Below are 21,611 nucleotides of genomic sequence, written 5' to 3' on the forward strand. Positions count from 1 at the left end.
CTTAGGTTAAAGCCCGAGCGCGGCTGCGATCTTTGGCGCCGCATCGCGCCAGTCCTCGACCGAGATGATGTCTTCCGGCGTCGGCGGCAGGAAGGGCGCGCAGCGAGTTGTCAGCCATCAAATGGAAGAGGTGGGCATCGGCCACGGAATTGCGCGCCGAAACCAGGTTGGAAGGCTGGTCGTCGACGAAGGCGACGGGCCGGCTCTTGACGCCGCGCAGTTTCGCGATGGCAGGTCCCTTGGCCATTTCCGTCGTCAGCAGCGGATAATTGAGTCCCAGCGCATCGAGATGCGCGCGGCGCACGGCGCGGTGCTTGTGCGGCATGGCGGTCAGCAGGACGATCTCGGCGCTTCGTCCGAGCATCGCCAGCGCGTCCGCCGCGCCCTCGGCGATGCTTTGCCAATCCGCCTGGGCGTCGAAGAATTCGCCCAAAAGCGCCGTCACTTCCGGCTGCTCGATCAGCCGCCCGCTCGCCGTCTCGGCGATGTTGCCGGTGAGGCGGAAGGAAGCCAGCGTCAGCCCGAAGCCGCGCGACTTCAGGAAATGCGGGAAGGGCCGGACGAATTCGAGCACGACATCGTCGACATCGAGCACCAGCAGCGGCCGGTCATCGACGGCAAGCTCTTCGATCTGCCGCGCCGTCTCGGGATCGTCGCTCATGTCGAGCGCTCGTGATCGTCGTCGCCGAGCGGAAGGGCGCGCAGCGCCTTGCCGACGGCGGCAGGCGGCGTGCCGGTCTCTTCGGCGAAGCGCAGAAGCGTCGGCTCGTGCGCCAGGATGAATTGCAGAACGCCGGCAAGGAAGCCCGGCTCAGCTGCGGCCCTGCGGATCGAGTTCGCCTCGATGCCGGTGATCGCCAGGAAGCGGGGCAGAAGCTCCGGGTCGGCGGCGACGAAGGCCAGGGCCTTGACGGCAACGGTTTCCGCTTCCTCGCGCATTGACGCTGCGTTCGCCATCGTTACCTTTGCAATGGTGGATTTTTTCGAGTCTCCTTCCGCAGTAACGGCAAGCGTCGCTTGCGGCAAGCCTCCGCTCTTTCCCATGCAACGTCCGAAGGTGGAATTGGTGCAGCTTTCCAACCTCCGGTTTCCGTTTCGTCAATCATATTGGGTTAGAGTGGAAATGGGTTGGGTGCGGTCCGAAGGGGACGCATTGCGACGGCCTTCGGCTTCGAGGGCGGTCGGGACGGGAAACTGATGGCTAAGAAGGTGATGATCGTCGAGGACAATGAGCTTAACATGAAGCTCTTTCGGGACCTCATCGAAGCCAGCGGTTACGACACGGTTCGCACGCGCAATGGCCTGGAGGCGCTCGACCTCGCGCGCCAGCACCGGCCGGACCTCATCCTGATGGACATCCAGCTGCCGGAAGTGTCCGGCCTGGAAGTGACCAAATGGCTGAAGGAAGACGACGAATTGCATTCGATCCCCGTCATCGCCGTCACCGCCTTCGCCATGAAGGGCGATGAGGAGCGCATCCGCCAGGGCGGCTGCGAGGCCTATATTTCCAAGCCGATCTCGGTGCCGCGCTTCATCGAGACGATCAAATCCTATCTGGGCGACGCCTGATGCCCGAGACCAGCAGAACCGGAGTTTTGAGATGACCGCGCGGATCCTCGTCGTCGACGATATCCCCGCCAATGTGCGGCTGCTGGAGGTTCGGCTGCTTGCCGAGTATTTCGAGGTGCTGACGGCCAATAACGGCCCGGATGCGATCGAGACCTGCGAGAACGGCAAGGTCGACGTCGTGCTGCTCGATGTGATGATGCCGGACATGGACGGGTTCGAGGTCTGCAAGCGCTTGAAGAGCGATCCGGCGACCTCGCATATTCCTGTCGTCATGATCACCGCGCTCGACCAGGTGTCGGACCGGGTGCGCGGCCTCGAGGCGGGCGCCGACGATTTCCTGACCAAGCCGGTCAACGACCTGCAGCTGATGACACGCGTCAAGAGCCTGGTCAGGCTGAAGTCGCTGACCGACGAGCTCAGGCTGCGCGCCTCGACCACGCGCAATATCGGCATCGAGGAGCTTCTGAGCCGCGATTTCGCGACCGAAGACGCCAAGCCGCGGGTGCTTCTCATCGATGAGCGCAAAACTTCCGTCGAACGCATCCAGAAGATGCTGCGCAACACCGCCGAGCTCGATGTCGCGACCGACCCGAATGCGGGGTTCTTCCAGGCGGCCGAGACGGCGTATGAATGCGTGCTGATCTCGACTGCCTTCTCCGACTTCGATGCGCTGAGACTCTGCTCGCAGCTGCGTTCGCTCGACCGCACCCGCTTCCTGCCGATCATGCTGCTCGCCGACGAGGGCGAGGAGGGCCGCATCCTGCGTGGCCTGGAACTTGGCATCAATGACTACCTGATCCGGCCGATCGACCAGCACGAGCTGACGGCGCGCCTGCGCACACAGGTGCGGCGCAAGCGCTACAACGACCAATTGCGCGCCAGCGTCGCGCAGACGATCGAGATGGCGGTGATCGACGGGCTGACCGGGCTGCACAACCGCCGCTACCTCGACAGCCATCTGCAGACGCTGTTCGATCGCGCCGTGGCGCGGCGGCGGCCCCTGTCGGTGATGATCACCGATCTCGATCGCTTCAAGTCGATCAACGATACCCATGGCCATGACGGCGGTGACGACGTTCTGCGCGAGTTCGCCCGGCGGCTGCGCAAGAATGTGCGCGGCATCGATCTCGCCTGCCGCTTTGGCGGCGAGGAGTTCGTCGTGGTTATGCCTGACACCGACGGCGCGGTCGCCGAGAAGGTTGCCGAACGCATTCGCGCCGAGATCGCGCAAGCGCCTTTTGCCATCGGTGCCGACGGCAAGGCGATCGAGGTCACGGTCAGCGTCGGCGTGTCCTCGCTTCTGAAAGGGACCGACAGCGTCGCCGCCCTGATGAAGCGCGCCGACCTTGCGCTCTATGAGGCCAAAAGCGGCGGCCGCAACAGGGTGGTCGCCAAGGCTGCCTGAAAACACGTCGCGATCTTTCAGACCCCGCACGCGCCGGTCTTTATCCCGAAACCGGTTTCCAGTTTCGGGAGACATGCTCGGCAAAAAGGCGACGATTCTCGGCCGTCCCAACAGGGTTACGAATTTACCTTAACCCAAGCGATTCGTGAGCGGTGGTTAAGAAATGGTTGATTTTTATAAGGTCTTGCGCAAATCTGCGACGCATAGACAGAAGACGAGGCCGGCGCGAGGGTAGAGTAGCCGGCTCGATCCAAAAATACCCCATGATGCTCAGGTCCGCCGCATCTCCTGGGTCCGTGGGGTCGGCCGGCCGGCGCTGGCACATAGTGGCCTCCTCGTACCGCTGCCAACCGCCGACCGGCCCCCTTTTCTCAAAAACCGACATCGGAACCCCGTGCTTGATCGTGGCACGGCTCCTTTGTCGTACGGGCGACCTAAAACAAAAACGCCGCCCTCTGGGCGGCGTTTTTGGTTTCGCAGGATAACCAGATTACTTGATCTTGGTTTCCTTGAACTCGACGTGCTTCTTGGCGACCGGATCGTACTTGCGGAACGAGAGCTTGTCCGTCTTGGTACGGCTGTTCTTGCTGGTGACGTAGAAGAACCCGGTGTCGGCGGTCGACAGAAGCTTGATCTTGATGTTTGCGGCTTTGGCCATGATTTTCGTCCGTTAATGTTCGTGGAGTTTTGGCCGCTGAAGCACGGGGAAAACACCCGGACGCGGGAAACTTGGCGCGACACATAAAGAACGCGCCCGGAAAGTCAAGCCCGAGCGCCCTCCGAGCCCGCGAGCGCCCGAGGATCGTTCCGGATACGACGATGAGTCACGGCTCATGGAAGGATGGATGGCTGGTCGATCACCCAGAGCCATGTGCCGTCGCCTTGCCGGCGAGCAATTTCCACAGTCACCGTGCCATTGGGAAGGCGCGTGGAGGTGAGAGCCAAATCTCCGTTGATCATAGCCGGACGCTGATCTCCAAGTTCAAACTTTGGCCCCGCCATCACCAACTTGGCGTAGAACGCGCGGATGGCGTCCCTGCCGCGCGCCAACTGCCCGCTGCCGATATCGAGGATGGCATCGGGCGCGTAGAGAGCGGCCATGCCTTCAGCGTCTCCCGCCTGCTGGCGAGCAACCAAAAGCCGCGCCAGGTCCTGAGGATCGCGTGCGGGCATGCGGGTTGCGTGGTCATTCATCGGCGATTTCCAAGCGCTGCAAGGCTCCGGCTTTACTCCGCCGCAACCGATTCCGGGCTTGGCGCCTTGCCGAGTCGATCCTCACCCGCCTTTTTCCAGTCGCCCGTGGTGTTCCACCAGCGGTTGGGATTGGCACGGTCGTCAAGACCCTTGGAACGGCTGGCGAGCAGCGGCTGGATGCGGATGACGGGCTCCTGATAGGAATGGGCCTGGAATATCGCCTCGACGACACGGGCGGCGAGCACCTGGTCGTCGGCGATCTCGAACGACACTTCGACGGTGCCGGGTCGCCGGCGCAGTTCGGTCTCAGCGCCGGCCGCGGCGCCTTCGAGAGGCCGGTAATGCTCGATGCCTTGCGCCGATTGATAGGCGTTGGCGTCATACTTGCCCATGCGCAGCGGCGTGATCGCCACCACGGCCTCCATGATGCGCTCGACATCGACGGCCGGTGCCTGGAACGTGACGAGCAGAAGCAGTTCCATCCTGAGGGATCTGGTTTCAAAGCCGCTGTCGACCATCGCAATTCTCCTACCTCGCGTCGGAGGCAGGTTATAGCAGGGGTGCTGCTGACACGGTGATGTCAGGATGCCCGACGCTTCAGCGGCATTGCCTAGAGAATCTTGCGCACCAGCCTGACCAGGATCAGAGCCATGTAGGCGGCGAAGAAAAAGGCCAGCGACCAGCCGAAGCCGGATGGGCCAAAGGCATCCATGCCGATGCCGATCGCCTGCGGACCCAGCACCATGCCGACGCCATAGCAAAGCACGAAGGCAGCATTGGCGGATGCCAGTTCATGGCCGGACAGCTGCGAGCCGAGATGGGCAAGGCCGATCGTGTACATGGCGGCGACGACGCCGCCCCAGACGAACAAGAGGGCCGCCATCAGATGCCAGTTCTGCGCGAAGAACGGCATGAAGACGGTGCCGATGAGCCCGACCGTGGCGCAGGCCAGCAGCAGGTAGCGGCGGTCGGAAACGCGGTCGCTGATCATGCCGATCGGGATCTGCAGCAGCACATTGCCGAGCCCGATCATTGTCAGGAGCAGCGCGGCGTCGGCTTCCGAATAGCCGATGCGATTGCCGTAGACGGGGAAGAGCGAGAAACCGCCGGTCTCGACGGCGCCGAAAACAAGCACGGCGAAGGTCGCGGTCGGCACCAGCCAGATATAGCGCAGGAAGTGGCTGGTCTCGCTGTCGGCGACGATGGTCGGGCTCTCGTTGCGGGCGGCCAGCACCGGAATGGCGGCAAGCGTCACCAGCGCTATGGTGACGCCGAACGGCAGGAAGCCCGTGCTGCCTAGATGGGCGAACAGCCATGGTCCGGCGGCGAAGCCGAGCGACAGCACGGTGGCGTAGATGCCGAGCACAAGGCCGCGCCGGTTCGGCGGGGCGGAGGTGCTGATCCAGAATTCCGACAGGATGAACAATACCGTCAGCGAAATATGCAGGGCGACGCGGAGCGGAAACCACATCCAGAATTCCGGCGCGAAATGGAAGCCGACGAAGGCGAGCGCGCCGATGGCAATCATCAACAGCATGGTCCAGGCGACGCCTAGCCGCATGGCAAGCGGGGTAGCGAGCGGCGCGCCGGCAATCGAGGCGAGACCGGCGACAGCGGTGTTGAGACCGATCATCGAAGCGGAATGGCCGCGACTTTCCAGAATGACGCTGAGCAGCGGCATGCCTAAGCCTATGGCGATGCCGACGACGCTGATCGAAGAGATCGCCGCGACCATCGGCAGCCAGTGTACGCGTTCGTCGCCCTGTTGTTGGGTATCGACCGTCATGGGATCAAAATGCTCTGTTTCTAAAGGACTTCGCGGACGAAGCGGTTGCGGACGAGCCGGAAGAACGGCACGGCGCCCCCCGGCCGCAGCAATGGATCTTCGGCAAGCCGACTTTCCAGTTCTTCCAGGACCACGCCGGTGATGTCGGGGATGTCGGCCTTGCGGGCATCGGCAAGCGGCAGCCAGACAAGTTCTTCGAGTTCGTTCGTCGGACCGCCGCCGGGCAATTCCACGGCAACGTCGTGGCGCCAGGCGCTGAAAAAACGCGTGTCGAAACGGCGCACGCGATTGGGCGGAGTGATGGCGCGGGCGACGAAGCGGAGCGCGTCAAGCGAGGGGACTACGCCATGTTCGGCAAAACCCTGCCAGTCGCGCTTCGCGGTCGAGAAGGCGCCCTTGCGGCCGATCAGCAGGCCGGCTTCCTCATAGGTCTCGCGAATCGCCGATAGGGCGATTGCGCGGGCCCGCGCCGCGCTCGCGCCGCCGGGGCCTGCGGCCAGCTTGCCTTCTTCTTCACCCCGCAGAGGGGCAGCGACGGGAACGCGGCTGTCGGCGGGATCGGTGCGGCCGCCGGGGAAGACGAATTTTCCGGGCATGAAGGCGTGCCCGGCATGGCGCCGGCCCATCAGCACCAGAACATCCTTGTCCCGGCGATCGAGCAGAATGAGGGTCGCCGCATCACGCGGGCGCAACGCCCGGCCGCTGCGTACGGCCAGGCCCTTATCGAGCTTGTCGACATCCGCCTTGGTCATTCCTTCCATGCGCTCGACCTAGCGGAAACTTCCTTGATGCGAAAGTGGCTTGCGCGTCGCGGCCTTTGCACCAGGGCCGACCGCGGTGCGGCCTGGCTTATCAATGGCTCTCGAATTCGTCCTTCTCGTCGCCGAAGCCGTGCATATAAAGCGCCCATTGCAGGCCGATGACAGCGCCCTTGACTGGCTGCAGCAGCGCAACGGCCAGAATGATGGTCAACGGCACCCAGATCAGCGCGTGCTGCCACGTAGACAGCGTGGTGGTCGCCTCCACTGCCATGAAGGAGCCGACCACGATGTGGCCGACAATGACGATGACCAGATAGGCAGGCAGGTCGTCCGCGCGATGGTGGTGCAGTTCCTCGCCGCAGACCCCGCACTTGTCGACGGGCTTCACGAAAGCGCGGAACAGCTTTCCCTTGCCGCAATGCGGGCAGCGGCCGAGTATCCCGCGCTTGATCGCCGTCCACAGCGGACGCGCGACGCGGCCCGAATGATGCTTGCCGCCGAAAACCTGTTCTTGCACTTGGACGTTACCTGGCATTATCGTCTCCTGCCGCGCGGTCCCGAGCGCGATTGCGACGCGCGGGCGCGGCCCTTGGCCTTGTGGAACGACCGCCTTGAGCCGGGCAGGGGCTTCGGGTCGGTCAGCATCTCGAAACGCATCGCGCCGGCCATTGGCGCGACCTCGACCAGCCGGACTTCGACACGATCGGCAAGCTGATAGCCCTTGCCGGTGCGTTCCCCGAACAGCGATCGGGCGGTTTCGTCGTAGATATAGTAGTCGCCGCCCAGAGTTGACACCGGAATAAAGCCGTCGGCGCCATACTGCGGCAATTGGACAAAGAGTCCCGCCTTGGTGACGCCGGAGATGCGCGCGTCGAACGTGTCGTTGACGCGCTCGGCGAGATAAGCGGCAATCAGCCGGTCGACCGTATCGCGCTCGGCCGCCATGGCGCGACGCTCGGTCGCCGAGATCAGCGCGGCGACCTCTTCCAGCCGGTCCGCCTCCTGCTGCGCCAGGCCGCCGGGCCCGAGGCCAAGCGCCGCGATCAGTCCACGGTGCACGATCAGATCGGCGTAGCGGCGGATCGGCGAGGTGAAATGGGCGTAGCGCCGGAGGTTGAGGCCGAAATGGCCGATGTTCTTCGGCGAGTACTCCGCCTGGCTCTGCGAGCGCAGCACCACTTCGTTGACCAGCGCCTCGTTGTCGGCGCCGCGCACCCGCTCCAGAATGCCGTTGAACTGGCTCGGCCGCATCTGCGCGCCGCGCGCCAACGACAGGCTGAGCGTTGCCAGGAACTCGCGCAGCGATTCCTGCTTGGCGAGCGACGGCGCGTCATGGATGCGGTAGACGAGCGGCTCTTTCTTGCCCTCCAATGTCTCGGCGGCCGCGACATTGGCCTGGATCATGAATTCCTCAATGAGCTTATGCGCGTCGAGGCGCTCCGGCACGACGACGCGGTCGACCGTGCCGTCGGGCTTCAGCAGGATCTTGCGCTCGGGCAGGTCGAGCTCAAGCGGCTGGCGGGACTGGCGGCCGCGCCTGAGCACGGCGTAGGCGTCCCATAGCGGCTTCAAAGCGCTGTCGAGGATCGGCCGTGTCTTGTCGTCGGGCACGCCGTCGATCGCGGCCTGCGCCTGCGGGTAGGCGAGCTTGGCGGCCGACTTCATCATGACGCGGTGGAAGGAATGCCTGAGCTTGCGGCCTTCCGAGGAGAAGGTCATGCGCACGGCGATTGCCGGCCTGTCTTCGCCCTCGCGCAGCGAGCAGAGATCGTTGGAGATGCGTTCAGGAAGCATGGGCACGACGCGGTCCGGAAAATAGACCGAATTGCCGCGCTTCAGGGCTTCGCGGTCGAGCGGCGTGCCGTAGCGAACATAGGTTGCGACATCGGCGATCGCCACGGTGATGACAACGCCGCCGGGATTCTTCTTGTCCATGTCCGGCGTGGCGAAGACCGCGTCGTCATGGTCCTTGGCATCGGCCGGATCGATGGTCACCAGCGGCAGACTGCGCCAGTCCTCGCGGTGATCGAGCGTCGCCGGCTTCATCGCTTCGGCCTCGGCAATCACGTCCGCAGGAAAGACATGGGGAATGTCGTGGGCGTGGATGGCGATCATCGAGACCGCCTTCTCGCTGCTCAGCGAGCCCAGCACCGCCAGCACCTTTGCCCGGGGCAGTCCGTAACGGGATGCCCGCGCCGGCTCCACCTCCACCAGATCGCCATTCCTGGCGCCGTTCTGGAATTCCTTGTCGACGATCAGTTCCGGCTGGCGCCGTTCGACCGGCTCGATGCGGAACGTCCCATCCTTCAGCACGCGAAAGACGCCGAGCACGGCGTCGCTGCGCTTCTCGAAGATCTTCATCACCCGCCCGGTATAGGCAGGGCCTGACGGATCGTCGGTCGGGAAAGTCTTGGCAAGCACACGGTCGCCAATGCCGGGGACCGGGCCTCCGGCGGCGCGCGAGATGCGGATGGCGATGACGGGGGGCGAGCCGGCGCCGGTATATTCACTTGGATTCGCCAGAAGCACGCCGTCATCGTCGCGGCCAAAAATGTCGAGCACCGCGACATGAGGCACGGCGCCCGCGCGGGTGAGGCGCTTGCGCTCCTTGTTGAGGAGGCCTTCGTCCTGAAGGTCTCGCAACAGGTCTTTCAGCCAGATGCGGTCCTCGCCGCGCAGCGCGAAGGCCTTGGCGATCTCGCGCTTTCCGGAGCGATCGGGATTTTCGGCGATGTAGCGCAGGACCTCGTCACGCGAGGGACGATAGTCGTCCTTGACCTTGGCCCTGGTGTCGGCGTTGCGCGGATCGCCGTGGCTTCTTCCGGAGATCCTGCGCGCCACGTCCTGCTATCCCTTCTTCGCCGCCCGGCGGAAGGGCTTTTTGCCGCCTCCGCCCTTGGCTTCCTTCTCGGCAATCAGGGCGAGCGCTTCGTCCATCGTCACCGATTGCGGGTCCTTGCCTTTTGGCAGCGTCGCATTGACCTTGCCGTAGTTCACATACGGACCATATTTGCCGTCGCGCACGACGATCTTGCCGCCGCCGTCGGGATGGTCACCGAGGTCCTTCAACGCCGCCGGCGTGGCGCCGTTGCGGCCACCCTTGCCCTTCTGCTGCTTCTCGGCGATCACCGAAACGGCGCGGTTCAGCCCGATCGAGAACACGTCCTCGATGCTTTCCAGATTGGCATAGGTGCCGTCATGCAGCACGAACGGGCCGTAGCGTCCGAGGCCGGCCGAGATCATCTTGCCGGTTTCGGGATGCTTGCCGACATCGCGCGGCAGACCCAGCAGCGCCAGCGCCTTCTCGTGGTCGATCGAGTCGGGCGTCCAGCCCTTGGGCAGGCTGGAGCGCTTGGCCTCCTTGCCCTCGCCGCGCTGGATATAGGGGCCGAAACGGCCGCTGCGCAGGGTAATTTCCTCGGCGGTGTAAGGGTCCTTGCCGAGCAGCTTGACGCCGTCCTCGCCATTGCCGTTCTCGCCATTGGGATTGGCGGCGTCGCCGAGCTGGCGTGTGTAGGAGCACTCGGGATAGTTCGAGCAGCCGACAAAGGCGCCGAACTTGCCGAGCTTCAGCGACAGATTGCCGGTGCCGCATTTCGGGCAGATGCGCGGATTGGAGCCGTCCTCGCGTTCCGGGAAGACCAGCGGCGCGAGTTCTTCATTGAGCGCATCGAGCACGTCGGCGACGCGCAGTTCCTTGATGTCGTCGACGGCGCCGGAGAAATCCTTCCAGAAGTCGCGCAGCACGTCCTTCCAGGCGAGCTTGCCGTCGGAAATCTCGTCGAGCTTCTCCTCGAGCGAAGCGGTGAAGTCGTATTCGACGTAACGTTCGAAGAAGCTTTCGAGGAAGGCCGAGAGCAGCCGGCCCTTTGCCTGCGGCACCAGCCGGCGTCGGTCGATGGTCACGTAGTCGCGGTCCTCGAGCGTCTTCAGGATCGCGGTGTAGGTCGATGGCCGGCCGATGCCGAGCTCTTCCAGCTTCTTGATCAGCGACGCCTCGGAATAGCGCGGCGGCGGCTCGGTGGTATGCTGGGTGGCGTTGATCGCCTGGCGGGCGAGCTGCTCGCCGGAGCGGATCTCGGGCAGGCGGCGGCTCTCCTCGTCCTCCGCGTCCTCGTCCTTCTGGTCGGTATAGGCGGCGATGAAGCCGTCGAAGCGGATAACCGAACCGACGGCCCGAAGCTCGGCAGCACGAGCGCCGTTGACGGCTTCGATCTCGACCGTGGTGCGTTCGATCTCGGCCGGCTGCATCTGGCTGGCGATGGCACGCTTCCAAATCAGCTCGTAGAGGCGCGCCTGGTCGGCGTCGAGATACTGCCTGACCGACTGAGGCGTGCGCCCGAAATCGGTCGGGCGGATCGCCTCATGCGCTTCCTGGGCGTTCTTCGCCTTGGTGGTGTAGAAACGCGGCTTCTCCGGCAGGTACTTCGCGCCGAACTCGCTGACTATGGCGCTGCGGGCAGCCTCGATCGCCTCCGGCGCCATCTGCACGCCGTCGGTACGCATATAGGTGATGAGGCCGGCGGTCTCGCCTCCGATGTCCATGCCTTCATAGAGCTTTTGCGCGACCTGCATGGTGCGCGTGGCCGAGAAACCGAGGCCTGACGAGGCGGCCTGCTGCAGCGTCGAGGTGGTGAAGGGCGGGCCGGGATTGCGCTTGGTAGGCTTGGCCTCGACCGACAATGCCTTGAAGGTCGCGCCTTCGAGCATCGCCTTGATGTCGTCGGCCTGAGTCTTGTTGGCGATGTCGAGTTTTTGCAGCTTCTTGCCGGCAAAGGCGGTCAGCCGCGCCTCGAAACTGTCGTTGCGCGGCGTGCCGAGGATGGCTGCGATCTGCCAGTATTCCTCGCGGATGAAGCGCTCGATCTCGGATTCGCGGTCGCAGACCAGGCGCAACGCCACCGACTGCACGCGGCCGGCGGAGCGGGCGCCCGGCAGCTTGCGCCACAGCACCGGCGACAGCGTGAAGCCGACGAGATAATCGAGCGCGCGGCGGGCGAGATAGGCGTCGACAAGCGGCGCGTCGATCTGGCGCGGATTGGCCATGGCATCCAGCACCGAGGCCTTGGTGATGGCGTTGAAGACGACGCGGCTGACCGGCTTGTCCTTCAGCGCGCGCTTCTGCTTCAGGACTTCGAGCACGTGCCAGGAAATCGCCTCGCCCTCGCGATCCGGGTCAGTGGCGAGGATCAGCCCATCGGCATCCTTGACCGCCTTGGCGATGTCGGCGAGGCGCTTGCCCGATGCGGTGTCGACCGACCAGGACATGGCGAAGTCCTCGTCAGGGCGCACCGAGCCATCCTTGGCCGGCAGATCGCGGACATGGCCGAACGAGGCCAGAACCTTATAGTTCTTGCCGAGATATTTGTTGATTGTCTTCGCCTTGGCCGGCGATTCGACGACGACGACGTCCATGAGGTCTCTTATTCAGCTGTGAGGTGGCGGAAGAACTCCGCGACGCGCGACGAAATCCCACTCTTTTCGTCGCTCACATGGCCGTGCTTTTGCGATCGGTCAAGGGGAAGCCGCCAATTTGGGAAGCGGCCGCTGGCAATACACTCTTAGAGTGTATGGCAAAGATCACATTTTTGGGGATGGAGGCATGCACGCCTCGAACCGGGCGGACGATCGGTAATCAACAACAGGCTGCCGGATCAAGGGAACCGGCAGCCGGGGCATTCAACAGCGTTGCCTCAGTCGGCCTTGACCACGTGCCAGGCGCCGGCAACGCCTTCGCCGGTCATGTCGCCGGCCTTCTCGTCCTTAACGAAGGTATAGACCGGCTTGCCGTCATAGGCCCACATCTTGCTGCCGTCGGTGCGGTCGACGATCGTCCATTCATCGTCGGCCTTGGCCCCGGCCTCGGCCTTCAGCGGCGGCCAGTTGGCGGCGCATTTGTCGTAGCAATTGGACTTGCCCTTCTCGTCCTTGTCGAAGGTATAGAGCGTCATGCCCTTGGCGTCGGTATAGATCTTGGTGCCGCTGACTTCGGCTTCCTTCCAGGCTTCGGCGGCCTGGGATGCGGCGGTGCCCAGCAGTAGCGCGGCAAAGCCGAGTGCGATTGCTTTCACGGTAGTCTCCCTGAAACAAGCGCGCGGCAGTCGCGCGCTTGTTCGGTCAACGCGTTGGGATGCCTGTTTCTTCCTGAGGCGAAGCGGCGACGTGCCACACAATGGTGATTGGCACGGGCGTGCCCGCATCGCTATATCGACGCCAGCACAATCGGGACTCATTGAATGGCATTGGACATCGGCTATGTCAGCGCGGTCGGGGCAGGGGCGATCTCGTTCCTGTCGCCTTGCGTGCTGCCGCTGGTGCCGCCCTATCTTTGCTACATGGCCGGCGTTTCGGTCGACGATTTCCGTGGCAATCAAAGCGTGACGGCAAAGGAAGGCGCGCGCGGCGCGCTGCTTTATGCTTCCGTGGCCTTCGTGCTCGGCTTTTCCACCGTCTTCGTGGCGCTTGGGGCCGGCGCCTCGACCATCGGCCGCCTGCTGCGCGTCTGGCAGGAGCCGCTGGCGATGGCGGCGGGCGTGCTGATCATCATCATGGGCCTCAACTTCCTCGGTATCCTGCGCATTCCGCTTTTGTCACGCGAGGCGCGCTTCCAGTCGCAGGGCAAGCCGGCCAGCATGATCGCGGCCTATGTCATGGGGCTGGCCTTCGCCTTCGGCTGGACACCTTGCATCGGCCCGGTGCTGGGGCCGATCCTGACTTTGGCCGGCGGGCGCGAGACCGTGGGCGAGGGCGCGCTGCTGCTTGCCGCCTATTCCCTCGGCCTCGGCATCCCGTTCCTGATCGCGGCGCTGTTTTCCGGCGCCTTCATGCGCTTTCTCGGCAAATTCCGCGTCCATCTCGGCCGCGTCGAGAAGACGATCGGCGCGCTGCTGGTCGTCGCCGGCGTGTTTTTCCTCACTGGCGGCGTGCAGAGCGCGTCCTACTGGCTCTTGGAGAATTTCCCGGTTCTGGGAAGGCTGGGATAGGCGCCACCGCCGACCCGGAACGATGGCTGAGAGCCGATGTTACAAGCTTGTACGCAAGCAGTTGCAACGAGGCGGGAATGATAGCCAAGGCGGATGTGCAGACGTTCTTCAAGAGCTATGAGAAGTTCTACAACGATGCGATCGCCGGCAATGTCGATAGGGGCGATGTCGGCGCACTGTATTCGACCGGCTTCGTCTCGGTGACGCCGGCCGGTGTCATGGCGGGCGAGAACGGCCAGCAGCTGAAAGACACGATGAAGAAGGGTTTTGAGGCCTATCGCGCGCTGGGCAGCAAGAGGATGACCTGCAAGGATGTCTCGGTGACCCCAATCGATCAGGACCATTGCGTGGCCAAGGTGCAATGGTCGGGCGAATATGAGCGCAAGGACAAAAGTTCGGTCACCATCGATTTCGAAGTCGACTATCTCGTCGAACGGCGCGATGGCAGCTTAAAGGTGTTCGGCTGGATTTCGGGCGATGAACAGGCGGAGCTCAAGAGGCACGGGCTGCTGTAGCGGCGATTGCGGGATTTTTCCTTGGTAGAGCTACTGATTGAAAGTCAGTTGCTGAACCTATCTCACCGGAATTTAACCGCATTGGTGCAGCATGGCCTGCGCTGCTAGCATGCATTGATTCAAACCTTTTTCATACGGTTGCCCATCCATGAGCCAGAGAACCTGCCTGTCCGTTATCCTCGCCGCCGGCGAAGGCACGCGCATGAAAAGCGCGATGCCCAAGGTGCTGCATGCCATTGCCGGCCTGCCGATGGTGGCGCACGTCGTGAAAGCCGCTGAGGCTGCCGGCGCGACCGGTGTGGCGCTGGTGATCGGCCACGGCACAGACGAGATGCGCAAGGCGGTGCAGAAATTCGCGCCAAAGGCGGAGACCTTCGTGCAGGAGAAGCGGCTCGGCACCGGGCATGCGGTCCTTGCCGCGCGTGAAGCGATATCAAAGGGTTATGACGACATTCTCGTGATGTTCGGCGACACGCCGCTAATCGATGCGCAGGCGCTGGCCGCAGCGCGGCAGAAGCTGGCGGAGGGTGCCGCCGTCGCGGTCATCGGCTTCCGTCCGCCAAGCCCGACCGGCTACGGCCGGTTGATCGAAAAGGGCGGCCGTCTCATCGCCATCCGCGAGGAGAAAGACTGCTCGGAGGAAGAGAAAAAGATCGGCTTCTGCAATGCCGGCATGATGGCGGTTGCGGCCAAGCATGCGCTGCGGCTGCTCGACAAGGTCGGCAACAAGAACGCGAAGGGCGAATTCTACCTCACCGACATCGTTGAGATCGCCGGCGCGGAAGGGCTCGACGTGGTAGCGACGGAAGCGAGTTTCGAAAGCGCGCTCGGCATCAACAACCGGGCCGAGCTCGCCGAGGCGGAAGCCATCTGGCAGACGCGCCGGCGGCGCGAGGCGATGCTGTCTGGGGTCACGCTGATCGCGCCCGAAACCGTCTATTTCTCGCACGATACCGAGATCGGCACCGATACGATCGTCGAGCCGAATGTCTGGTTCGGGCCGGGCGTCAAGATCGCATCGGGCGCCAAGATCCATGCTTTCAGCCATATCGAGGGCGCAACGATCGCCTCAAACTGTGATGTCGGGCCGTTCGCGCGGCTGCGGCCCGGCGCGGACCTTCGAAACAAGGCAAAGGTCGGCAATTTCTGCGAGGTCAAGCAGGCGACGATCGAGGAGGGCGCCAAGGTCAACCACCTGACCTATATCGGCGATGCGCGCGTGGGTGCGGCAGCCAATATCGGCGCCGGCGCCATCACCTGCAATTATGACGGCTACTCGAAATTCTTCACCGACATCGGCGAGGGGGCCTTTGTCGGTTCGAATTCCTCGCTGGTGGCGCCGGTTTCGATCGGCAAAGGCGGCTATATCGCTTCCGGCAGCGTGATCACCGAGAGTGTGCCCGATGATGCGCTCGCCTTCGGCCGCGCCCGCCAGAAGACGATTCCCGGCAAGGGCAAGGAGTTGCGCGAGCGCTTCGCCTCGGCCGCCGCGGCGAAGAAGAAGGCTGCGGCGGAATAGCGAGCAGGGATTGGGGATCAGGAAGAACAGCGGCAGCGCGAGCCGCGTCTCAAAGCCGGCTTGCGCGATCCAGCGTGGATCGTCATTTGGAGGATGACGCACCGCCGCGGCAAATGATACTCGACACCCCAGCAGCACCTCACAGCGGAGACGAACGGCAATGCGTGTGCACGCTTCGGCGCTGAAGCGGCTGAAAAACCGAGCAATTGCGGTAACTGGATCGCAATGGCCCTCTGCCATGGTGGTCTTCAAACAGGGTTCCGGTTGACACGGAACGAAACGCAAAGTGACTTTTACGGCAGCCCGGCAATCCATAGATAGCGCTGGGTTTTCTGCTGGGAATCGGGGGCAATCGCCATGTGCGGTATCGTTGGAATCGTTGGCCGAAGCCAAGTCGCGCCGCTCATCGTCGATGCGCTGAAGCGGCTTGAATATCGCGGCTACGACTCGGCTGGCGTCGCCACCATCGAAAAGGGCGAGCTCGGCCGCCGCCGCGCCGAGGGCAAGCTGGTCAATCTCGAACGCCGGCTGAAGGACGAGCCGCTCGACGGCACGATCGGCATCGGCCACACCCGCTGGGCGACGCATGGCGTGCCCAACGAGACCAATGCGCATCCGCATTTTTCCGAGGGCGTCGCCATCGTCCACAACGGCATCATCGAGAATTTCGCCGAGCTGCGCGACGAGCTCACCCGCGACGGCTACTCATTCTCTTCGCAGACCGACACCGAGGTCGTCGCGCATCTGGTGGCGCGCGAGCTCGCCAAGGGGCTGAAGCCGGTGGAAGCCGCGCATGCGGCGCTGAAGCGGCTTTCCGGCGCCTTTGCCCTGGCGATCATGTTCAAGGGCGACGAGGACCTGATCGTCGGCGCCCGCAACGGCCCGCCTCTGGCCGTCGGCCATGGCGAGGGCGAGATGTTTTTGGGCTCGGACGCCATCGCGCTGGCGCCTTTCACCAATGCGGTCACATATCTGGAAGACGGCGACTGGGCGGTCGTGCGTCGCGAAAGCGTGACCATCTACGACATCGACGGTAGACAAGTCGACCGCAAGCGCCAGCAGTCACTGTCGACCAGCTTCATGGTCGACAAGGGAAACCGCCGCCATTTCATGGAAAAGGAAATCCATGAGCAGCCCGAGGTGATCTCGCACACGCTGGCGCATTACGTGGATTTCGCATCGGGGGTGTCGAAGCCGCTCGACCTGCCGTTCGACTTCGCCAAGATCGGCCGCCTTGCGCTTTCGGCCTGCGGCACCGCCTATCTCGCCGGGCTTATCTCGAAATACTGGTTCGAGCGCTATGCGCGGCTGCCGATCGACATCGATGTCGCCTCCGAGTTCCGCTATCGCGAGATGCCGCTTTCGGCCAATGATGCGGCGTTCTTCATCTCGCAGTCGGGCGAGACCGCCGACACGCTTGCTTCGCTGCGCTATTGCCGCAAGGCCGGCATGAAAATCGGTGCTGTCGTCAATGTGCGGGAATCGACCATGGCGCGCGAATCAGACGTCGTGCTGCCGACGCTTGCCGGGCCGGAGATCGGCGTCGCCTCGACCAAGGCTTTCACCTGTCAGCTATCCGTCTTGGCTGCGCTCGCGGTCCGCGCGGGCGTGGCGCGCGGCACGATCTCGCCCGATCAGGAAAAGCAGCTGGTGCGCGAGCTTTCCGAGGCGCCGCGCTACGCCACCCAGGTGCTGAAGCTCGACGAGCAGATCGAGCGCATCTCGCGCGAGCTGTCGCGCTACAAGGACGTGCTCTATCTCGGCCGCGACACCAATTTCCCGCTGGCCATGGAAGGCGCGCTGAAGCTCAAGGAAATCTCCTATATCCACGCCGAAGGCTATGCCGGCGGCGAGCTGAAGCATGGTCCGATCGCGCTGATCGACGAGAACATGCCGGTGATCGTGATCGCGCCGCATGACCGTATCTTCGAAAAGACCGTGTCGAACATGCAGGAAGTGGCGGCGCGCGGCGGCAAGATCATCCTGATCACCGACAAAAAGGGCGCCGCGCAGGCCGGCATCAAGACGATGGAGACGATTATCCTGCCCGAAGTGCCGGAGATCATCTCGCCGATCATCTACGCGCTGCCGATCCAGATGCTGGCCTATTTCACCGCCGTCTTCATGGGCACCGACGTCGACCAGCCGCGCAATCTGGCGAAATCGGTGACGGTGGAGTAGGTTTCGTTTCCACGATTGATCTGTATCAATTAATGATACATGATCTTGCTGCCGGCTACGTATCAGAGTATGATACGGCACGTGGGGATGGCTGTTGATCGTTTCATTCAAAGGCAAGACGGTCGAAGAGGTAGCGGCTGGCAGGGCACCTAAGGGATTTCCGCCGGATCTGGTCGCCCGGGCTGAAAGGCGGCTCCGGGCGATTGATAATGCCGTCCAACTGAATGACCTTCGGTCGCCACCTGGAAACCATCTGGAGGCTCTGAAGCGGGATCGTGTCGGGCAACATTCCATACGCATCAACGGCCAATGGCGCATCTGTTTCAGATGGACAGCCGCCGGAGCCGAAGATGTGGAAATTGTCGACTACCATTGAACGGCACTCGCCCTAACCCTTTGAGGATACGGAGTTATGCTCAAGTTCGCACGCCCCATCCACCCGGGAGAATTCCTGCGCGAGGAGTATCTGGTGCCGCTCGGCATGAGTGCCGGCGTGCTTGCAAAGAAGCTTAATCTTCCGCGCACCCGGATCGAGCGCATCGTCAAGGAGGAAGTCGGTCTTACTCCGGATACGGCGCTTCGCCTCGCCAGGTTCTTCAACACCACGCCCGAGTTCTGGATGAACTTCCAGAAGGCCTACGAGTTGGAGATCGAAGCGAGCAAAATAGCGTCGGAACTCGAGAAGATCGTGCCGCTGGATACAGCGGCCTGACAATCGCTCTTTAAAAACTTCGCAGTTCCAAACCGGCTCGCGGTTCACTAATCTCAGCGTTGCAACCTGCGCCGCGGTGAACTCATGTCCGACGCCCTGAAGACCTCTGGCATGACCCGGCTAAGGAACTATTTCCTGACCGGCTTCATCGTCTGCGCGCCGCTGGCAATCACGGTCTATATCGCCTGGTCGCTGATCGGCTGGGTCGATTCCTGGGTAAAACCCTATATTCCAGCCCGCTACAATCCCGATACCTATCTGCCGTTCCCGGTTCCGGGCTTCGGGCTGATCGTGGCGCTGGTGCTGATCACGCTGATCGGCTTCCTGACGGCGAACATCGTCGGCCGCGCCATCGTCAATTTCGGCGAGCGGCTGCTTGGCCGCATGCCGCTGGTGCGCGGCATCTATGGCTCGCTGAAGCAGATTTTTGAGACGGTGCTATCGAACAAGGGTGACATGTTCCGCCAGGTGGGGCTGGTGGAATATCCGCGCAAAGGCGTCTGGTCGCTGGTCTTCGTCGCCAACGACAAGGAAACGGAGATCAACCAGAAGCTTGATCAGGAAGGCGATCCGCTGATTGCGGTGTTCATGCCCTGCACGCCCAATCCGACCACCGGTTTCCTGATGTATGTGCACAAATCCGAGATCGTGCCGCTCGACATGTCGATCGAGGACGGCGCCAAGCTGATCGTTTCGGCCGGCATGGTGGCGCCGGAGGTCAAGGCCAAGCTGGTGACGTTGAACGGCGAGCCCGTCGAAGGCGGCCTCGCCAACCCGGCGATTGGCGCCGCTCAACCGGCGCGCAGCAACCGCACCGCCTCGTCGCGGCCGAACAGGTAAAGCAACAGCCGCAGCGCCTCACCGCGTTCGGATTGCAATTCCGGGTCGCGCGACAGGATCAGGCGCGCGTCGTCACGCGCGGCTTCGAGCAGATCGGCATGGAACTCGAGGCGCGCCACCTGGAAGCCGGGCGTGCCTGATTGGCGGGTGCCCAGCAACTCGCCTTCGCCGCGCAGTTTCAGGTCCTCCTCGGCGATCTTGAAGCCGTCCTCGGTCTCGCGCATCACCGAGAGCCGGCGTTTGGCCGTCTCGCCGAGCGGCTCCTTGTAGAGCAGGACGCAGGAGGAGGGCTTGTCGCCGCGCCCGACCCGGCCGCGCAACTGGTGCAACTGGGCAAGGCCGAAGCGTTCGGCATGCTCGATCACCATGATCGTGGCGTCGGGCACGTCGACGCCGACCTCGATCACGGTGGTGGCGATGAGGATGCGCGTTTCGCCCTGCTTGAAGGCGCGCATCGCCTCGTCTTTCTCCGCACCCTTCATGCGACCGTGCACCAGGCCGATCCGGTCGCCGAAGAGCGGTTTCAGCGAGGCGAAACGATCTTCCGCCGACATCAGCTTGATCTCTTCGGATTCCTCGACCAGCGGGCAGATCCAGTAGATCTTTTGGCCATCGGCGACGGCGTCAAGCATGCGGCCGACCAGCTCATCCAGCCGTTCCATCGGCAAGGTGACGGTGCGGATCGGCTGCCGGCCGGCCGGTTTTTCGGTGAGCTTCGAGACATCCATGTCGCCGAAGGCGGTCAGCACCAGCGTGCGCGGGATGGGGGTCGCCGTCATCACCAGCATGTCCGGCGCGTCACCCTTGGCGGTGATGGCGAGGCGCTGGTGGACGCCGAAGCGATGCTGCTCGTCGACGACGGCCAGCACCAGGTCGTGAAACGCCACGCTTTCCTGGAACAGCGCATGGGTGCCGACGACGATGTCGATTTCGCCGCCGGCAAGACCTGCAAGCGTCTCGGCACGCTCGCGGCCCTTCTCGCGCCCGGTCAGGATAGCGAGGCGCAGGCCGGCTTTTTCCGCCAGCGGCGCGATCGTCGCCAGATGCTGGCGCGCCAGGATCTCGGTCGGCGCCATCAGCGCCGCCTGGCCGCCGGCCTCGACCGCGCGCGCCATGGCGAGCAGCGCCACCACCGTCTTGCCGGAGCCGACATCGCCCTGCAGCAGGCGCAGCATGCGTTCGGGATCGGCGAGGTCGGCGTTGATCTCGCCGAGCGCGAATTCCTGGCTGGCAGTGAGCTTGTAGGGCAGGGCGGCGCGCAGCTTCTCGACGATGCTGCCGTCGCCGGTAAGCGGCCGGCCCGAGAGACGGCGGATTCTGGAACGGACCAGCGCCAGCGAAACCTGCCCGGCCAGCAATTCGTCATAGGCGAGGCGTCGCCAGGCAGAGCCTTCGACGGCAACGTCGATCGGGTCCTTCGGATAATGGATGCGCGCAAGCGCATCGCCGAAGGACGGGAAGGTGTGGCGGCGCATGAAGGCGTCGTCCTGCCACTCAGGCAGCTCCGGCAGGCGTCCAAGTGCCTGGCCGATGGCGCGGCGCAGCACCTTGGACGACAGGCCGGCGGTGAGCGGATAGACCGGTTCGACCAACGGTAGGCCCTCGGCCTCGTCGATCGGTGCGATATGGTCGGGATGGACCATCGTCGGGCGGCCGTTGAACCATTCCATGCGACCCGAGATCACCACACGCTCGCCTTCGGGAAGCATCTTCTGCAGATAGGCGGCATGGGCATGGAAGAAGGTCAGCGCGACCTCGCCGGTGTCGTCATGGGCGTAAATCCTGTACGGCACCGACCTGTTGCCGCGCGGCGGCGGCTGATGGCGGTCGACGCGCACCTCGAGCGTGACGATCTGGCCCTCGGCCGACAGCGCGATGCCGGGCCGGTTGCGGCGGTCGATGACGGTGTTGGGCAGCACGAACAGAAGGTCGGCCGCGCGCGCGGCGCGATCGCCGAGGTCGGCCGGCACGACACGCTCGATCAGCAACCCGACCTTCGGGCCGACGCCGGCAAGCGAAGTGATCGGAACGAACAAGGGATCGAGGACGGTGGGACGCATCGTGTCAGCTTATGTCGCGACGAGGGCAGCGCAAAGGCTGACACCGCTCTCTATCCACGCTATATGCGCCGCTTTGGACAGGGATG

General features: G+C 63.7%; 20 protein-coding genes and 1 pseudogene. 9 read left to right on the forward strand and 12 right to left on the reverse strand.

What is annotated here, in order from left to right:
* Nucleotides 1-6: 6 nt before the first annotated feature.
* Nucleotides 7-661: pseudogene (locus FJW05_RS02120) on the reverse strand (hypothetical protein).
* The gene (locus tag FJW05_RS02125) at nt 658-957 is read right to left on the reverse strand and encodes a DUF3572 domain-containing protein (RefSeq protein ID WP_140627400.1); all 300 of its coding nucleotides are present in this window, start codon (nt 955-957) and stop codon (nt 658-660) included. Before FJW05_RS02125 ends, FJW05_RS02120 begins: the two are co-directional and overlap by 4 nt.
* Before the next feature lie 240 nt (nt 958-1,197).
* Here FJW05_RS02125 and FJW05_RS02130 point away from each other — a divergent pair, with 240 nt between their 5' ends.
* Nucleotides 1,198-1,569, forward strand: a complete 372-nt coding sequence (locus tag FJW05_RS02130; protein ID WP_040995610.1) for a response regulator — start codon at nt 1,198-1,200, stop codon at nt 1,567-1,569.
* Nucleotides 1,570-1,600: 31 nt separating this feature from the next.
* Nucleotides 1,601-2,974 carry a PleD family two-component system response regulator gene (locus tag FJW05_RS02135; RefSeq protein WP_140627402.1) on the forward strand — a complete coding sequence of 458 codons (1,374 nt, stop codon included), beginning with the start codon at nt 1,601-1,603 and terminating at the stop codon, nt 2,972-2,974.
* 490 nt (nt 2,975-3,464) lie between these two features.
* Here the strand turns inward: FJW05_RS02135 and rpmG are convergent, their stop codons facing one another.
* From rpmG to FJW05_RS02185, 9 genes are all read right to left on the reverse strand, one after another.
* A complete protein-coding gene (rpmG, locus tag FJW05_RS02145; RefSeq protein WP_006201775.1) occupies nt 3,465-3,632 on the reverse strand; it encodes a 50S ribosomal protein L33 in 168 nt (55 codons plus the stop codon).
* 173 nt (nt 3,633-3,805) lie between these two features.
* Nucleotides 3,806-4,168: a nuclear transport factor 2 family protein gene (locus tag FJW05_RS02150; RefSeq protein WP_140627404.1), complete on the reverse strand. Its 363-nt coding sequence runs from the start codon at nt 4,166-4,168 to the stop codon at nt 3,806-3,808.
* 32 nt (nt 4,169-4,200) lie between these two features.
* Nucleotides 4,201-4,686, reverse strand: a complete 486-nt coding sequence (locus tag FJW05_RS02155) for a hypothetical protein (RefSeq protein WP_140627406.1) — start codon at nt 4,684-4,686, stop codon at nt 4,201-4,203.
* Between the two features lie 92 nt (nt 4,687-4,778).
* Entirely contained in the window at nt 4,779-5,954 is a 1,176-nt protein-coding gene (locus FJW05_RS02160) for an MFS transporter (RefSeq protein ID WP_140627408.1), read from the reverse strand.
* Nucleotides 5,955-5,974: 20 nt separating this feature from the next.
* On the reverse strand, nt 5,975-6,715 hold the full coding sequence (locus FJW05_RS02165) for an NUDIX domain-containing protein (protein WP_140627410.1): 741 nt from the start codon (nt 6,713-6,715) through the stop codon (nt 5,975-5,977).
* Nucleotides 6,716-6,806: 91 nt separating this feature from the next.
* On the reverse strand, nt 6,807-7,250 hold the full coding sequence (locus tag FJW05_RS02170; RefSeq protein WP_140627412.1) for a DUF983 domain-containing protein: 444 nt from the start codon (nt 7,248-7,250) through the stop codon (nt 6,807-6,809).
* Nucleotides 7,250-9,556 carry a ribonuclease R gene (gene rnr / locus FJW05_RS02175; RefSeq protein WP_140627414.1) on the reverse strand — a complete coding sequence of 769 codons (2,307 nt, stop codon included), beginning with the start codon at nt 9,554-9,556 and terminating at the stop codon, nt 7,250-7,252. Before rnr ends, FJW05_RS02170 begins: the two co-directional genes overlap by 1 nt.
* 6 nt (nt 9,557-9,562) lie before the next feature.
* The gene (gene topA, locus FJW05_RS02180; protein WP_140627416.1) at nt 9,563-12,130 is read right to left on the reverse strand and encodes a type I DNA topoisomerase; all 2,568 of its coding nucleotides are present in this window, start codon (nt 12,128-12,130) and stop codon (nt 9,563-9,565) included.
* 278 nt (nt 12,131-12,408) lie between these two features.
* On the reverse strand, nt 12,409-12,786 hold the full coding sequence (locus FJW05_RS02185; RefSeq protein WP_140627418.1) for a hypothetical protein: 378 nt from the start codon (nt 12,784-12,786) through the stop codon (nt 12,409-12,411).
* A gap of 165 nt (nt 12,787-12,951) precedes the next feature.
* On the opposite strand from FJW05_RS02185, the gene FJW05_RS02190 reads away from it, so the two are divergent.
* The 7 genes from FJW05_RS02190 to FJW05_RS02220 all read left to right on the forward strand — a co-directional run bounded on the left by FJW05_RS02190 (nt 12,952) and on the right by FJW05_RS02220 (nt 19,465).
* Nucleotides 12,952-13,698, forward strand: a complete 747-nt coding sequence (locus FJW05_RS02190; RefSeq protein WP_140627420.1) for a cytochrome c biogenesis CcdA family protein — start codon at nt 12,952-12,954, stop codon at nt 13,696-13,698.
* A 77-nt stretch (nt 13,699-13,775) separates the two neighbouring features.
* Nucleotides 13,776-14,213, forward strand: coding sequence for a nuclear transport factor 2 family protein (locus FJW05_RS02195; protein WP_140627422.1), 438 nt, complete (start codon nt 13,776-13,778; stop codon nt 14,211-14,213).
* Between the two features lie 148 nt (nt 14,214-14,361).
* Nucleotides 14,362-15,732, forward strand: coding sequence for a bifunctional UDP-N-acetylglucosamine diphosphorylase/glucosamine-1-phosphate N-acetyltransferase GlmU (gene glmU, locus FJW05_RS02200; RefSeq protein ID WP_140627424.1), 1,371 nt, complete (start codon nt 14,362-14,364; stop codon nt 15,730-15,732).
* A 357-nt stretch (nt 15,733-16,089) separates the two neighbouring features.
* Nucleotides 16,090-17,913, forward strand: coding sequence for a glutamine--fructose-6-phosphate transaminase (isomerizing) (glmS, locus tag FJW05_RS02205; protein ID WP_140627426.1), 1,824 nt, complete (start codon nt 16,090-16,092; stop codon nt 17,911-17,913).
* A gap of 94 nt (nt 17,914-18,007) precedes the next feature.
* Nucleotides 18,008-18,289 (forward strand): type II toxin-antitoxin system RelE/ParE family toxin, encoded by a 282-nt coding sequence (locus tag FJW05_RS02210; protein WP_140627428.1) that lies wholly within the window; start codon nt 18,008-18,010, stop codon nt 18,287-18,289.
* 36 nt (nt 18,290-18,325) lie between these two features.
* On the forward strand, nt 18,326-18,625 hold the full coding sequence (locus tag FJW05_RS02215) for a HigA family addiction module antitoxin (RefSeq protein WP_140627430.1): 300 nt from the start codon (nt 18,326-18,328) through the stop codon (nt 18,623-18,625).
* An 84-nt stretch (nt 18,626-18,709) separates the two neighbouring features.
* A complete protein-coding gene (locus tag FJW05_RS02220) occupies nt 18,710-19,465 on the forward strand; it encodes a DUF502 domain-containing protein (protein WP_140542227.1) in 756 nt (251 codons plus the stop codon).
* On the opposite strand, the gene recG is transcribed toward FJW05_RS02220, so the two are convergent.
* Nucleotides 19,417-21,525, reverse strand: a complete 2,109-nt coding sequence (gene recG, locus FJW05_RS02225) for an ATP-dependent DNA helicase RecG (protein ID WP_140627432.1) — start codon at nt 21,523-21,525, stop codon at nt 19,417-19,419. The two genes, FJW05_RS02220 and recG, sit on opposite strands and share 49 nt — an antisense overlap.
* Nucleotides 21,526-21,611 lie beyond the last annotated feature (86 nt).

The organism is Mesorhizobium sp. B2-9-1 (genome assembly GCF_006439455.1).
Classification (GTDB): domain Bacteria; phylum Pseudomonadota; class Alphaproteobacteria; order Rhizobiales; family Rhizobiaceae; genus Mesorhizobium.

Coding starts and splice junctions, on each gene's coding strand:
- FJW05_RS02220 (WP_140542227.1), top strand. CDS start 18,710: ATGTCCGACGCCCTGAAGACCTCTGGCATGACCCGGCTAAGGAACTAT.
- recG (WP_140627432.1), bottom strand. CDS start 21,525: ATGCGTCCCACCGTCCTCGATCCCTTGTTCGTTCCGATCACTTCGCTT.
- glmU (WP_140627424.1), top strand. CDS start 14,362: ATGAGCCAGAGAACCTGCCTGTCCGTTATCCTCGCCGCCGGCGAAGGC.
- FJW05_RS02190 (WP_140627420.1), top strand. CDS start 12,952: ATGGCATTGGACATCGGCTATGTCAGCGCGGTCGGGGCAGGGGCGATC.
- FJW05_RS02165 (WP_140627410.1), bottom strand. CDS start 6,715: ATGGAAGGAATGACCAAGGCGGATGTCGACAAGCTCGATAAGGGCCTG.
- glmS (WP_140627426.1), top strand. CDS start 16,090: ATGTGCGGTATCGTTGGAATCGTTGGCCGAAGCCAAGTCGCGCCGCTC.
- FJW05_RS02135 (WP_140627402.1), top strand. CDS start 1,601: ATGACCGCGCGGATCCTCGTCGTCGACGATATCCCCGCCAATGTGCGG.
- FJW05_RS02195 (WP_140627422.1), top strand. CDS start 13,776: ATGATAGCCAAGGCGGATGTGCAGACGTTCTTCAAGAGCTATGAGAAG.
- FJW05_RS02215 (WP_140627430.1), top strand. CDS start 18,326: ATGCTCAAGTTCGCACGCCCCATCCACCCGGGAGAATTCCTGCGCGAG.
- FJW05_RS02130 (WP_040995610.1), top strand. CDS start 1,198: ATGGCTAAGAAGGTGATGATCGTCGAGGACAATGAGCTTAACATGAAG.
- FJW05_RS02150 (WP_140627404.1), bottom strand. CDS start 4,168: ATGAATGACCACGCAACCCGCATGCCCGCACGCGATCCTCAGGACCTG.
- FJW05_RS02155 (WP_140627406.1), bottom strand. CDS start 4,686: ATGGTCGACAGCGGCTTTGAAACCAGATCCCTCAGGATGGAACTGCTT.
- FJW05_RS02170 (WP_140627412.1), bottom strand. CDS start 7,250: ATGCCAGGTAACGTCCAAGTGCAAGAACAGGTTTTCGGCGGCAAGCAT.
- topA (WP_140627416.1), bottom strand. CDS start 12,130: ATGGACGTCGTCGTCGTCGAATCGCCGGCCAAGGCGAAGACAATCAAC.
- FJW05_RS02125 (WP_140627400.1), bottom strand. CDS start 957: ATGGCGAACGCAGCGTCAATGCGCGAGGAAGCGGAAACCGTTGCCGTC.
- FJW05_RS02160 (WP_140627408.1), bottom strand. CDS start 5,954: ATGACGGTCGATACCCAACAACAGGGCGACGAACGCGTACACTGGCTG.
- rpmG (WP_006201775.1), bottom strand. CDS start 3,632: ATGGCCAAAGCCGCAAACATCAAGATCAAGCTTCTGTCGACCGCCGAC.